Source organism: Roseateles sp., assembly GCF_019237615.1.
GTDB lineage: Bacteria > Pseudomonadota > Gammaproteobacteria > Burkholderiales > Burkholderiaceae_C > Pelomonas.
Window position 1 is genome coordinate 12112 of the sequence record NZ_JAFAGT010000029.1, and the last position, 12975, is coordinate 25086.

12 protein-coding genes are annotated in these 12975 nt (G+C 68.9%); all 12 read left to right on the plus strand.

The features are described from left to right. Positions 1-3: 3 nt before the first annotated feature. Positions 4-651 carry a 3-isopropylmalate dehydratase small subunit gene (gene leuD, locus JOY88_RS05140; RefSeq protein ID WP_293500930.1) on the plus strand — a complete coding sequence of 216 codons (648 nt, stop codon included), beginning with the start codon at positions 4-6 and terminating at the stop codon, positions 649-651. Beyond that, positions 651-1745, plus strand: a complete 1095-nt coding sequence (gene leuB, locus JOY88_RS05145) for a 3-isopropylmalate dehydrogenase (RefSeq protein WP_293500932.1) — start codon at positions 651-653, stop codon at positions 1743-1745. The genes leuD and leuB overlap by 1 nt, the downstream gene beginning before the upstream one ends. 94 nt (positions 1746-1839) lie before the next feature. Next, complete coding sequence (asd, locus tag JOY88_RS05150; RefSeq protein WP_293500934.1) at positions 1840-2952, plus strand: aspartate-semialdehyde dehydrogenase; 1113 nt, start codon at positions 1840-1842, stop codon at positions 2950-2952. Positions 2953-3308: 356 nt separating this feature from the next. Then, the gene (locus JOY88_RS05155; RefSeq protein WP_293500936.1) at positions 3309-5789 is read left to right on the plus strand and encodes a motility hub landmark protein FimV; all 2481 of its coding nucleotides are present in this window, start codon (positions 3309-3311) and stop codon (positions 5787-5789) included. 58 nt (positions 5790-5847) lie between these two features. Beyond that, positions 5848-6630, plus strand: a complete 783-nt coding sequence (truA, locus tag JOY88_RS05160) for a tRNA pseudouridine(38-40) synthase TruA (protein WP_293500938.1) — start codon at positions 5848-5850, stop codon at positions 6628-6630. Then, on the plus strand, positions 6627-7268 hold the full coding sequence (locus tag JOY88_RS05165; protein WP_293500940.1) for a phosphoribosylanthranilate isomerase: 642 nt from the start codon (positions 6627-6629) through the stop codon (positions 7266-7268). The genes truA and JOY88_RS05165 overlap by 4 nt, the downstream gene beginning before the upstream one ends. Before the next feature lie 8 nt (positions 7269-7276). Then, positions 7277-8539: a tryptophan synthase subunit beta gene (trpB, locus tag JOY88_RS05170; RefSeq protein ID WP_293500942.1), complete on the plus strand. Its 1263-nt coding sequence runs from the start codon at positions 7277-7279 to the stop codon at positions 8537-8539. Next, positions 8536-9336 carry a tryptophan synthase subunit alpha gene (gene trpA, locus JOY88_RS05175; protein ID WP_293500944.1) on the plus strand — a complete coding sequence of 267 codons (801 nt, stop codon included), beginning with the start codon at positions 8536-8538 and terminating at the stop codon, positions 9334-9336. Before trpB ends, trpA begins: the two co-directional genes overlap by 4 nt. A 3-nt stretch (positions 9337-9339) precedes the next feature. Continuing rightward, positions 9340-10212 carry an acetyl-CoA carboxylase, carboxyltransferase subunit beta gene (gene accD / locus JOY88_RS05180; protein ID WP_293500946.1) on the plus strand — a complete coding sequence of 291 codons (873 nt, stop codon included), beginning with the start codon at positions 9340-9342 and terminating at the stop codon, positions 10210-10212. Between the two features lie 61 nt (positions 10213-10273). Further along, positions 10274-11584, plus strand: a complete 1311-nt coding sequence (gene folC, locus JOY88_RS05185) for a bifunctional tetrahydrofolate synthase/dihydrofolate synthase (protein WP_293500948.1) — start codon at positions 10274-10276, stop codon at positions 11582-11584. 15 nt (positions 11585-11599) lie between these two features. Continuing rightward, positions 11600-12424, plus strand: coding sequence for an SPOR domain-containing protein (locus tag JOY88_RS05190; RefSeq protein ID WP_293500950.1), 825 nt, complete (start codon positions 11600-11602; stop codon positions 12422-12424). Positions 12425-12434: 10 nt separating this feature from the next. Continuing rightward, on the plus strand, positions 12435-12968 hold the full coding sequence (locus JOY88_RS05195) for a CvpA family protein (protein WP_293500952.1): 534 nt from the start codon (positions 12435-12437) through the stop codon (positions 12966-12968). Positions 12969-12975 lie beyond the last annotated feature (7 nt).

A 12975-nucleotide genomic window follows, 5' to 3' on the forward strand; every position in this document is an offset into this window, starting at 1 on the left:
GCCATGGACAAGTTCATCCTCCACAAGGGCCTGGTCGCACCCATGGACCGCGAGAACGTCGACACCGACGCGATCATCCCCAAGCAGTTCCTGAAGTCGATCAAGCGCAGCGGCTTCGGCCCCAACCTGTTCGACGAGTGGCGCTACCTGGACCATGGCGAGCCCGGGCAGGACCCGGCCAGCCGTCGGCCCAATCCCGACTTCGTGTTGAACCAGCCGCGCTACGCGGCGGCAAGCGTGCTGATCGCGCGCCAGAACTTCGGCTGCGGCTCCAGCCGCGAGCACGCGCCCTGGGCGCTGCAGCAGTACGGCTTCCGCGCCATCCTGGCGCCCAGCTTCGCCGACATCTTCTTCAACAACTGCTTCAAGAACGGCCTGCTGCCCATCGTGATGCCGGCGTCCGCGATGAACCAGCTGTTCGACGAGGTGAAGGCCTTCCCGGGCTACCAGCTCGTCGTCGACCTGCCGCGCCAGGTCGTCGTGAAGCCCGATGGCGCGGAGATCCCGTTCGACATCGAGCCCTTCCGCAAGGAATGCCTGCTGGGGGGCCTGGACGAGATCGGCCTCACGCTGCAGCACGCCGACAAGATCCGCGCCTTCGAGGCCGCCCGCATCGCTGCCAAGCCCTGGCTGAACAACCGAGTGATTTGATGAAGAAGATTGCAGTCCTTCCGGGCGATGGCATTGGCCCGGAGATCATGGCCGAGGCGGTCAAGGTGCTGAATGCGCTGGATCTGCCGCTGCAACTGGCATGGGCCGACGTCGGCGGCAAGGCCTACGAGACCAGCGGCCACCCGCTGCCGCCCGCCACGCTCAAGCTGGCCCAGGAGGCCGACGCGGTGCTGTTCGGCGCCGTGGGCGACTGGAAGTACGACAAGCTGGAGCGTGCATTGCGGCCCGAGCAGGCCATCCTGGGCCTGCGCAAGGCGCTGGGCCTGTTTGCCAACTTCCGCCCGGCGATCTGCTACGAGCAGCTGACGCATGCGTCGTCGCTCAAGCCCGAACTGGTGGCGGGCCTGGACATCCTCATCATCCGCGAGCTGACCGGCGACATCTACTTCGGCCAACCGCGCGGCCGCCGCACGGCGGTGGACGGCCACTTCCCCGGCGCCGACGAGGCGTTCGACACGATGCGCTACTCGCGTCCCGAGATCGAGCGCATCGCCCACGTCGCCTTCCAGGCCGCGCGTCTGCGGTCCAGGCGTCTGACCAGCGTCGACAAGGCCAATGTGCTGGAGACCTCGCAGCTCTGGAAAGACGTCGTCATCGAGGTCCACGCCCAGTACCCCGACGTCGAGCTGGACCACATGTATGTGGACAACGCCGCCATGCAGCTCGTCAAGGCGCCCAAGAAGTTCGACGTCGTCGTGACCGGCAACATGTTCGGCGACATCCTTTCCGACGAGGCCGCGATGCTGACCGGTTCCATCGGCATGCTGCCGTCCGCCTCGTTGGATGCGAACAACAAGGGCCTCTACGAGCCGAGCCATGGCAGCGCGCCGGACATCGCGGGCAAGGGGATTGCCAACCCTCTGGCTACAATCCTCTCCGCTGCCATGATGCTCAAGTTCTCGCTCAACCTGCCCGACGCTGCCGCTCGTATCGAGGCGGCCGTGCAGTCGGTGCTGGCTGAGGGCTTGCGCACCGCCGACATCTGGAGTGAAGGTACCTCGAAGGTCACGACCCTCGAGATGGGCGACGCTGTCGTCAAAGCCATCACGACCACCAAAACCATCAAGAGCTGATCGCTCCGTCTCGTCTCGCCCCGACCAAACCCGGCGAACGAGCCGGGGCCCAAAGTGGATGGGGTTTGGTGACTGAACGACAAAGGATTTGAAGATGACGACCTTGGTAGGCCTTGTAGGCTGGCGCGGCATGGTGGGTTCGGTGCTCATGGAGCGCATGACCGCCGAGCGCGATTTCGACCTCATCGAGCCGCTGTTCTTCTCCACCTCCAACGCCGGCGGCGCCGCCCCGGCCCAGGCCAGGAACGAGAAGTCGCTGCAGAACGCCTATGACGTGGAGCAGCTCAAGCGCTGCGACATCATCATCACCGCCCAGGGTGGCGACTACACGACCGAGGTCTACCCCAAGCTGCGCGCCGCGGGCTGGTCCGGCCACTGGATCGACGCCGCCTCCACGCTGCGCATGGCCGATGACGCCGTCATCATCCTCGACCCCGTCAACCGTCCCGTCATCGACCAGGCGCTGAGCCAGGGTGGCAAGAACTGGATCGGCGGCAACTGCACGGTGTCGTGCATGCTGATGGGGGTGGGCGCGCTGTACAAGGCCGGCCTCGTCGAGTGGATGTCCACGCAGACCTACCAGGCCGCGTCCGGCGGTGGCGCGCAGCACATGCGCGAACTGCTGACGCAGTACGGCACGCTGAACGCCGCCGTGAGGCCGCTGCTGGACGACCCCAAGAGCGCCATCCTGGAGATCGACCGTCAGGTCATCGCCAAGCAGCGTGCACTGTCCGCCGACGAGACGGCCAACTTCGGCGTGCCGCTGGGCGGCTCGCTGATCCCGTGGATCGACAAGGACCTGGGCAACGGCATGTCCAAGGAGGAGTGGAAGGGCATGGCCGAGACGAACAAGATCCTCGGCTCCGGCGCCATTCCTGTCGATGGTTTTTGCGTGCGCGTGGGCGCCATGCGCTGCCACAGCCAGGCGCTGACCTTCAAGCTGAAGAAGGACGTGCCGCTGGCCGATATCGAGGCCATGATCGCCGCCGACAACGCCTGGGTGAAGGTGGTGCCCAACACGCGCGAGGCCACCCTCCGTGACCTGACGCCCGTGGCCGTCACCGGGACCATGACCATCCCCGTGGGTCGCCTGCGCAAGCTGGCCATGGGCCCGGAGTACCTGGGTGCCTTCACCATCGGTGACCAGCTGCTGTGGGGCGCCGCCGAGCCGCTGCGCCGCATGCTGCGCATCCTGCTGGAGCGCTGAGCCGGGATCGGGAACAGGCCCCTGCCGGGGCCTGTTTGACGCCCGACGCAGGGCTGGTCCATACAGGCGCAGGGTGGGAATCTGCTTACGGTCTTTTACGCTTGGACCTAGGGTTCACCCGAACATCGATATTGAAACCAAACTACACATGAGGTATCGCGTGAGCATTTCCGCGTATATGCTTGATGCCGTTGTGTTTTTGATTCGAAACTCGATGCATGCCACACCGTGCAGACCAGGTTCATGCAGCGCGTGCTGAAGATCGAGACAGGCGGGGCCCTCATCAGCCCCGCCTTGTTGCTTTGGGGAATGCCTTGAAAGACCACATCCGCGACGCATTCGAGGGAGTTCGACCCATGGGCTTCGCTCGCCATCACCTCGCGCTTGCCGCACTGCTCATGGTCAGCGGCGGTGCGCAGGCCCTGGGCCTGGGCAAGCTCAACGTGCAGTCGGCCCTCGGCGAGGCCATGCGCGCCGAGATCGACGTCACCAGCCTGACGCCCGAGGAAGCCGCCACGCTCAAGGCGCGCATCGCGCTGCCCGATGCCTACCGCGCCACCGGCATCGACTACAACCCGGTGCTGACCTCGACCCATGTCCAGGTCGTGCGCAACAACGGCCGCACCGTGCTGCGCGTCAGCAGCGACCGCTCGGTGCAGGAGCCCTTCGTCGATGTCATCCTCGAGCTGAGCTGGTCCAGCGGCCGCCTGGTGCGCGAATACACGCTGCTGTTCGACCCGCCCAGCCTGACCAAGCCGGCCCCCGTCATCACCGCGCCGCCGGCCATCGCCGCCGCGCCTGCACCCGCCGCGGCCGCCTCCAGCGAGGCCGTACCCGCGCCGGCACCGGCCGCCACGGTGGCGTTGCCGCGCAACGCGGCCGCACCGGCGCCGGTCGCCGCGACGCGTGCGCCGGCCCCGGCCGCCGAGGTCCAGCGCCCACCCGTCACCGCGGCCTCCGAGTACGCGGTGCGCTCGGGCGATTCGCTGTCCAAGGTCGCGGCCCGGACCCAGGTCAGCGGCATCTCCCTGGACCAGATGCTGGTGGGCCTGTTCCGCAACAACCCCGACGCCTTCATCGACGGCAACATGAACCGGCTCAAGGCCGGCTCGACGCTGCGCGTGCCGGGCAGCGACACGCTGGCCGCCATCTCCCACGGCGAGGCGCGCCAGGTCATCCAGGCCCAGAGCGCCGATTTCTCCGCCTATCGCCAGCGCCTTGCGTCAGCCGCGCCGACGCTGCAGAACACCGAGAGCGAGCGCCAGTCCAAGGGGCAGGTGCAGGCCGCCATCGAAGACCGCAGGCCCGCCGCGGCCCCCACCCCCGACAAGCTCACCCTCAGCAAGGCCGGTGGCGCCGCCGCCAGCGCCGCCGAGGCCAAGCTGTCGAAGGACGCGGAGAAGAAGGACGCCGCGGCGCGGGTCGCCGAGCTGACGCGCAACGTCGAGGAACTGAAGAAGCTCTCCAGCGCCACCAAGCCCGCGACGCCCGGTGCTTCCGCATCGGGCGCGGCGCTGCCGGCCCCTGCGCCGCTGGTGGCCGCCGCCGAGGCCGCATCGGCGACGATGCCGGCCGCGGCCAGCGCGGCTGCTTCCAGGCCAGCCGTCCGCGCCAGCGCGCCGCTGGCCCCGCCGCCGGCCGCGGAGCCGCCGGGCTTCATCGAACAACTGCTGGACAGCCCCATCGTGCTGCCGCTGGCCGGCGTCCTCGTGGCCGTGCTGGGCGGCCTGGGCCTGTACCGCCTGCGTTCGCGTCGTCCGGCGCATGCGGTGGAAACCGGCTTCCACGAAAGCCGGATGCAGCCGGACTCCTTCTTCGGCGGCACCGGCGGCCAGCGCGTCGACACGCGCGACACGCAGAACAGCGGCCAGTCGTCGATGAGCTACTCGCTCAGCCAGCTGGACGCCATCGGCGACGTGGACCCGGTCGCCGAGGCCGATGTCTACCTGGCCTATGGCCGCGACCTGCAGGCCGAGGAAATCCTCAAGGAAGCACTGCGCGCCAACCCGACGCGGCTGGCCATCCGCCTCAAGCTGCTGGAGGTCTATGCCAAGCGTCGCGACGCCAAGGGCTTCGAGCAACTGGCCGTGCAGCTCTTCGCCGAGACCAAGGGCACGGGCGAGGACTGGGCCAAGGCCCAGGAGCTGGGCCGCGGCATCGATCCGGACAACCCGCTCTACCAGCCTGGCGGCGCCCCCGCCCTGGCCGAGACCGGCCCCGAACTGCGTCCCGAGCCGATGAACGCCAGCACGCTGCCGCAAACGGCGCTGCCGCCGAACGTTGTGGCCGCCGCCACTGGGGCCCATCTGGCGACCGACGTGATGCGCGGCGGCCCGGACACGGGCCCCGTGAGCGGCTTCGACCTTGCCCTGGACCTGGACCTGGACGCGCCGGAGCCGGTGTCGCCGACGGCGATGGCCGCCACGCAGGCCATGCCGGCCTCGGTGGAGCAGGCGCCGATGAAGATGGACTTTGACATCTCCAGCCGGGGCACCCGCACGGCGCCGCCCGCGCCGGACCTGAACTTCGACCTCAGCGGCATGGGCGACCTGCCGGTCAACGCGGCGCCGGCGCCCATGTCCGCGGCGACCGATCTGGACTTCGATCTGGGCGAGCTCATCCCCGCCGGCGAGGGCGGCACGGATCCGCTCGGGCAGGCCCTGAAGGCGCTGGGCGACGACGAGGGCGACCCGCTGCTGCGCCAGCTGGAGCTGGCCGACGAGTTCCGCCAGATCGGCGACACCGAAGGCGCCCGCGAGGTGCTGCAGGAGCTGGTCCAGCGCTCCAGCGGTGCGCTGCGCGACAAGGCGCGGGCCATGCTGGGCGAGCTTCGCTGAGGCGCAGCCGCGATACTTCGACGCCCGGCCTTGGCCGGGCGTTTTTACTTTGGAGCCCATGAGAGTCGCACTAGGAGTCAGCTACCGCGGAGGCGGCTACAACGGCTGGCAGAGCCAGCCCGACGGTCGCACCGTCCAGGACGCGCTGGAGAAAGGCCTGTCTGCCTTCGCGGCCCGGCCCATCCGCACCCTCTGCGCCGGCCGGACCGACGCCGGCGTGCACGGCATCAACCAGGTCGTGCACTTCGATACCGAGGTCGATCGCGAGCCCTTCTCCTGGGTGCGCGGCAGCAACCGATATCTGCCACCCGACATCGCCATCCAGTGGTGCCGCTTCCCTGGCGACGATTTCCATGCCCGCAACTCGGCGCGCGGCCGGCGCTATGCCTATCTGCTGCTGGAGTCGGCCGTGCGGCCGGCCATCGAGTCCGGCCAATGCGGCTGGGTGTTCCGGCCGCTGGACCAGGCTGCGCTGGAGGCCGCCGCCGAGCGCCTGATCGGCGAGCACGACTTCTCGTCCTTCCGCTCGTCCGAATGCCAGGCCGCGTCGCCGGTGAAGACGCTGCGGGAGATCAACGTGCAGCGGCGCGGCGCCTACTGGCGCTTCGAGTTCGAGGCCAGCGCCTTCTTGCACCACATGGTGCGCAACCTGATGGGCTGCCTGCTCGCGGTGGGCAGCGGCACGCGCGCGCCGGACTGGGTCACCGAGGTGCTTGCCGCCCGCGACCGCAAGGCCGCGGCGCCGACATTTGCCCCCGACGGCCTCTATTTCCTCGGCCCGACCTACGATGCCGAGCTGGACATCCCGCGGCATGTGGCCGCGCTCGACTGGTTGCCATGACCCGAATCAAGATCTGCGGCCTCACGCGCGAGGCCGATGTCGAGGCCGCCGTCGAGGCCGGCGCCGATGCCATCGGCTTCGTCTTCTACGCCAAGAGCCCGCGCGCCGTGACGCCGGAGAGGGCGAGGGCGCTGGCCAGGCTGCTGCCGCCCTTCGTGACGCCGGTGGGCCTGTTCGTCAACGCGACCGATGCCGAGCTGCAGGCGGGCCTGGAGGCGCTGCCCAACATGCTGGTGCAGTTCCACGGCGACGAAACGCCCGCCGACTGCGACCGCATGCGCCGCCCCTATCTGCGCGCCGCCCGCATGGCGCCGGGAGTCGATTTGCTAGACTTCGCAACACGTTTTTCCAACGCCCAGGCCATCCTGCTCGACGCCCATGTCGACGGCTATGGCGGCGGCGGCAAGGTCTTCGATTGGTCACTCGTTCCTCCAAGCGTCAGCTCTCGCCTCGTTTTGTCTGGTGGGTTGAATGCTGCCAACGTAGCCGATGGCATCGCCCGGGTGCGGCCCTGGGCCGTTGATGTGAGTTCCGGCGTCGAGGTGTCCAAGGGCATCAAGAGCGCCGACCTGATCCACGAGTTCTGCAACGCGGTCCGTCTCGCCGATGGGCGCGCCGATGCCGAACCGACCCGCTAGGAAAGACCATGTTTGCCTACGACCAGCCCGATGCGACCGGGCATTTCCGCCATGCCGGCGCGCCCACCTATGGCGGCAGCTTCGTCTCCGAGACCCTCGTCCATGCGCTGGACCAGCTCAGGGATGCCTACGCCCATTACCGCGATGACGCGGAATTCATCAAGGAGTTCCAGAAGGAGCTCAAGCATTTCGTCGGCCGCCCCAGCCCCATCTACCACGCCGAGCGCCTGAGCCAGGAACTGGGCGGCGCACAGATCTACCTGAAGCGCGAGGACCTGAACCACACCGGCGCGCACAAGATCAACAATGTCATCGGCCAGGCCCTCTTGGCCAAGCGCATGGGCAAGCCGCGGGTCATCGCCGAGACCGGCGCCGGCCAGCATGGCGTGGCCACCGCCACCATCTGCGCGCGGTACGGCCTGGAATGCGTCGTGTACATGGGCAGCGAGGACGTCAAGCGCCAGTCGCCCAATGTCTACCGCATGAAGCTGCTCGGCGCGACGGTCGTGCCGGTGGAGAGCGGCAGCAAGACGCTGAAGGACGCGCTCAACGAGGCCATGCGCGACTGGGTCACCAATGTCGAGAACACCTTCTACATCATCGGCACCGTGGCCGGCCCGCATCCCTATCCGATGATGGTGCGGGACTTCCAGCGCATCATCGGCCTGGAGTGCCTGGAGCAGATGCCCGAGCTGGCCGGTCGCCAGCCCGACGCCGTCATCGCCTGCGTGGGTGGGGGGTCGAATGCCATCGGCATCTTCCACCCCTACATCCCCCATGAGAACGTGCGTCTCATCGGCGTCGAGGCCGAAGGGCAGGGCGTCGCCAGCGGCAAGCATGCCGCGACGCTGACCGCCGGCAGTCCCGGCGTGCTGCATGGCAACCGCACCTATCTGCTGCAGGACGAGAACGGCCAGATCATCGAGACGCATTCCATTTCCGCCGGCCTGGACTACCCCGGCGTGGGCCCCGAGCATGCCCATCTGAAGGACATCGGTCGCGCCGAGTATGTGGGCATCACGGACAGCGAGGCGCTGGCCGCCTTCCACAGGCTCTGCCGCACGGAAGGCATCATCCCGGCGCTCGAATCCAGCCATGCCGTCGCGCATGCGATGAAGCTCGCCCCGACGCTTGCCAAGGACAAGGTGCTGCTCGTGAACCTCAGCGGCCGTGGCGACAAGGACATCGGCACCGTCGCCGACCTGTCCGGCGCAGCCTATTTCGACCGCCCCTCGCAGGCCGGCGAAAAGGTCAAGGGAGGTGTGCAATGAGCCGCATCAAGACCACCTTCGACGCGCTCAAGGCGAGCGGCCGCAAGGCGCTGATCCCCTTCGTCACCGCCGGTGATCCGCACCCGACGGCCACGGTGGACCTGCTGCTGGCCATGGCCGAGGCCGGCGCCGACGTCATCGAGTTGGGCGTGCCGTTCTCTGACCCCATGGCCGACGGCCCCGTCATCCAGCGTGCCGGCGAGCGCGCCCTGAAGCAGGGCGTCAGTCTGCGTACGGTGCTGGCCTATGCGCGAGAGTTCCGCGCCCGCAACGACAGGACGCCGTTGGTGCTGATGGGCTATGCCAACCCGGTCGAGCGCTACGGCCTGGACGCCTTCGTGGCCGATGCCAAGGCGGCCGGCGTCGACGGTGTGCTCATCGTCGACTACCCGCCCGAGGAGTGCGAGGAGTTCGCCGCCAGGTTGCGCGCCGCCGGCATGGACGCGATCTTCCTGCTCGCGCCGACGTCCACCGAGGCCCGCATGGCCCAGGTGGGGCGGCTCGCCAGCGGCTACGTCTACTACGTGTCGCTGAAGGGCGTGACCGGTGCCGGCCACCTGGACACGGCCGCCGTGGCGGAAGCCGTGCCCCGCATACGCCGGCATGTCAGCGTGCCGGTGGGCGTGGGCTTCGGCATCCGCGACGGCGTGACGGCACGGGCGGTGGCCGACGTTTCGGACGCCGTGGTCATCGGTTCCAAGCTGGTCGAGTTGCTGGAGCGCCAGCCAGCCGATAATGTCGCCTTGACTGGCGCGGCCTTCATCCGTGAAATCCGCGCCGCACTCGACAAGGACTGAGACATGAGTTGGCTCGACAAACTGCTCCCGCCCAAGATCCAGCAAGGCGACCCGGCAGACCGGCGCACCGTGCCGGAAGGGCTGTGGATCAAGTGCCCCAGCTGCGAGACGGTGCTCTACAAGACTGACCTGGAGCAGAACATCAACGTCTGCCCCAAGTGCTCGCATCACCACCGCATCGGCGCGCGTGCGCGCCTGGACGCCTTTCTCGACGGCGAGGGTCGCTACGAGATCGGTCAAGAGGTGCTGCCGGTCGACGCGCTGAAGTTCAAGGACAGCAAGAAGTACCCTGACCGCCTGAAGGAAGCGCTGGAGAACACCGGCGAGACCGACGCGCTGGTCGTCATGGGCGGCGCCATCATGAGCGTGCCGGTCGTCGCGGCCTGCTTCGAGTTCGACTTCATGGGCGGCTCCATGGGTTCCGTCGTTGGCGAGCGCTTCGTGCGCGGCGTCGAGACGGCCATAGAGCAGAAGACGCCCTTCATCTGCTTCACCGCCACCGGCGGCGCGCGCATGCAGGAAGGCCTGCTGTCGCTGATGCAGATGGCCAAGACGAACGCGGCGCTGACCCGCCTGGCCAAGGCCAAGCTGCCCTATATCAGCGTGCTGACCGACCCGACCATGGGCGGCGTGTCGGCCTCGTTCGCGTTCGTCGGCGACATCGTGCTGGCCGAACCCAAGGCGCTGATCGGCTTCGCCGGCCCGCGGGTCATCGAGAACACCGTGCGCGAGAAGCTGCCGCCGGGCTTCCAGCGCGCCGAGTTCCTGCTGGAGAAGGGTGCCGTCGACATGATCGTGGACCGTCGCCAACTGCGCGAAACGATCGCCCGCCAGCTCGCCATGCTTCAGCGTCAGAGCGCCGACGCGGTGGCCTGAGCGTCGTCCCCAGAGTTCCGAGCCAGGCCCCCGTGCCTGGCTTTGTTTTTTTCGATCCGCCATGACGCTTGAAGACTGGCTCGCGCACTGCGAGCGCCTGCATCCCAAGACCATCGACATGACGCTGGACCGCGTGGCGACGGTGAAGCGGCGGCTGGGCATCGCCTTTGACTGTCCCACCATCGTCGTCGCCGGCACCAACGGCAAGGGCTCGACATGCGCGATGCTGGAGTCCATCGCGCTGCATGCGGGCTATCGCGTGGGGTTGTACATCAAGCCCCATCTCGTGCATTTCCAGGAGCGCTGCCGCGTCGGCGGCGCGCCGGTGGCAGCCGAGTCGCTGGAGCCGCATTTCGAGGCCGTCGAGGCCGCGCGCGGCGACATCACGCTGACTTACTTCGAGTTCACCACGCTGGCCATCATGCGCCGGCTGCAGCACGAGCCGCTGGACCTGGTCATCCTCGAGGTGGGCCTGGGCGGGCGGCTGGACGCCGTCAACGTCATCGACGCCGACTGCGCCGTCATCACCAGCATCGACCTGGATCACACCGAGTTCCTCGGCCCGGACCGTGACAGCGTCGGCCGCGAGAAGGCCGGCATCATGCGCACCGGCCGGCCGGTCGTCGTCAGCGACCCCATGCCGCCGGCCTCGCTGGCTGAGCGGGCGCTGGAGATCGGCGCCGACCTGCGCCAACTGGGGCGCGACTTCACGTTCAGCGGCGACCGCACCCAGTGGCAATGGGCCGGGCGCGACAAGCGCTTCTCCGGCATGGCCTACCCGGCGTTGCGCGGCGTGAACCAGTTGCTGAACGCGTCCGGCGTGCTGGCCGCCTTCGAGGCGCTGGCCGATCGCCTGCCCATCAGCGCCCAGGCCGTGCGCACCGGCCTGGCCCTGGTCGAGCTGCCCGGCCGCTTCCAGGTGCTGGCCGGCCAGCCGGCCGTCGTTCTGGACGTGGCCCACAACCCGCACGCCGTGGCGGCACTGGCACAAAACCTGGACCAGATGGGTTTCTTCCCGCGCACCCATGCCGTCTTCGGCGCGATGGCGGACAAGGATCTGGCCGGCATCCTGGCCCGGATCGCGCCGCTGGTGGATGTCTGGCACTTCACCGACCTGCCCATCCCGCGCGCCGCGACAGCCGGGCAGCTGCAGGCCGCCTTCCTCGCCGCCGGCCTGAAGACGCCGCCCGGCGTGGCGACGCATACCCATGCCAACCCTCTCGACGCCCTGCATGCTGCGGCGACCGGCGCGACCACGGCCGATAGAATCCTCGTCTTCGGATCCTTCTACACCGTGGGGGGCGTGTTGCAGCAGGGCCTGCCCCGCGTGACCGCCGGCGCCGCCGAACCTCAGCCTCCCACCCTCCACTGAAGCCAGACGCCGCCGATGGGCCTGTTTTCCTTCCTCAAGCGCGATGCCGCCGCCACCGCGGCGGCGCCCAAGAAGTCGGCCAAGTCCGGCGCCAAGGCCTCCGCGGCCGAGGACGTGCAGGTGCTGCGCGTCCGCGCCCGCCGCCGCCTCATCGGTGCGGCGGTGCTGGTGGCGGCCGGCGTGGTGGGTTTTCCGCTCATCTTCGAGACGCAGCCGCGGCCCATTCCCGTGGACTTGCCCATAGACATCCCGCGCAAGGAGACCGCACCGCCGCTGGTCGTGCCCACGCGCGAGCCGCTGGCGCAGGCCGAACCGGCGTCGACGCCCGAGCCGGTGGTGGCAGCGGCCAGCCCGCCGCCGATGGCCGAGAAGGCCGTTGAAAAGCCGGTCGAAAGGCCCGTCGAGAAGCCGGCAGAGAAGCCGCTCGAGAAGCCCGCCGAGAAGCCGGTGGCCGAGAGGTCGCAGGAGAAGCCTCCCGTCAAGGTCGCCGAGAAGCACGTCGAGAAGTCCGGCGACAAGCCCGTCGACAAGCCCAAGCCCCACGCCGCCGACGGTGCCCGCGCCCAGGCGCTGCTGGACGGCAAGGAGCCGGCCGCCGCGCCGGCCGTGGCCGGCCGCTTCATCGTGCAGGTGGGTGCCTATGGCGAGAACAAGGCCGCCCAGGACATGCGCAGCAAGGTCGAGAAGCTGGGCCTCAAGACCTATGCCCAGGCCGTGGACACGGCTGACGGCCGCCGCGTGCGCGTGCGCCTGGGCCCGTTCGCCAGCCGCGACGAGGCCGAGCGTGCTGCCGCCAAGCTCAAGGGTGCGGGCCTGCCCGGCGCCATCCTGACGCTGTAAGGACGCTGCCATGGACGTCGCGCTGAGCTGGGTCGACCTCGCGCTGCTCGCGCTGCTGCTGATCTCCATCGGCATCGGCCTGTGGCGCGGCCTCGTGTTCGAGGTCATGTCGCTGGCCGGCTGGGTCGTCGCCTATTTCGCCGCGCCGCCGCTGGCGCCCGTCGTGGAGGCCTTGCTGCCCCAGGACAAGTTCGGCCCCGCCGCGCTGCACCTCGTTGCGCTGGTGCTGGCTTTCTGCTGCGTGCTGGTCGTGTGGAGCCTGGCCACGCGCCTCGTCAAGACGCTCATCCATGCCACGCCGCTGTCCGTGCTGGACCGCCTTGGCGGCGCCGGCTTCGGCGCGCTGCGCGGCGTCTTCATCGCGCTGCTGCTGGTGCTGGTCATCGGCGCGTCGCCCCTGGCCCAGTCGACCACCTGGCAGGCCTCGCGCGCCGCGCCCCTGCTGGCCGGCGTGCTGCGCGACGTCACGCCGCTGCTGCCCGAACCCGTTGCCCGTTTCATTTCCCGCTCGATGACCCCATCTGAGGCGGAATCGACCGAATAAGGACCCC

Bases quoted from the DNA above. Each gene is read 5' to 3' on its own strand.
- leuD (WP_293500930.1), top strand. From the start codon at position 4: ATGGACAAGTTCATCCTCCACAAGGGCCTGGTCGCACCCATGGACCGC.
- leuB (WP_293500932.1), top strand. From the start codon at position 651: ATGAAGAAGATTGCAGTCCTTCCGGGCGATGGCATTGGCCCGGAGATC.
- accD (WP_293500946.1), top strand. From the start codon at position 9,340: ATGAGTTGGCTCGACAAACTGCTCCCGCCCAAGATCCAGCAAGGCGAC.
- folC (WP_293500948.1), top strand. From the start codon at position 10,274: ATGACGCTTGAAGACTGGCTCGCGCACTGCGAGCGCCTGCATCCCAAG.
- JOY88_RS05165 (WP_293500940.1), top strand. From the start codon at position 6,627: ATGACCCGAATCAAGATCTGCGGCCTCACGCGCGAGGCCGATGTCGAG.
- JOY88_RS05155 (WP_293500936.1), top strand. From the start codon at position 3,309: ATGGGCTTCGCTCGCCATCACCTCGCGCTTGCCGCACTGCTCATGGTC.
- asd (WP_293500934.1), top strand. From the start codon at position 1,840: ATGACGACCTTGGTAGGCCTTGTAGGCTGGCGCGGCATGGTGGGTTCG.
- trpA (WP_293500944.1), top strand. From the start codon at position 8,536: ATGAGCCGCATCAAGACCACCTTCGACGCGCTCAAGGCGAGCGGCCGC.
- JOY88_RS05195 (WP_293500952.1), top strand. From the start codon at position 12,435: ATGGACGTCGCGCTGAGCTGGGTCGACCTCGCGCTGCTCGCGCTGCTG.
- trpB (WP_293500942.1), top strand. From the start codon at position 7,277: ATGTTTGCCTACGACCAGCCCGATGCGACCGGGCATTTCCGCCATGCC.
- truA (WP_293500938.1), top strand. From the start codon at position 5,848: ATGAGAGTCGCACTAGGAGTCAGCTACCGCGGAGGCGGCTACAACGGC.
- JOY88_RS05190 (WP_293500950.1), top strand. From the start codon at position 11,600: ATGGGCCTGTTTTCCTTCCTCAAGCGCGATGCCGCCGCCACCGCGGCG.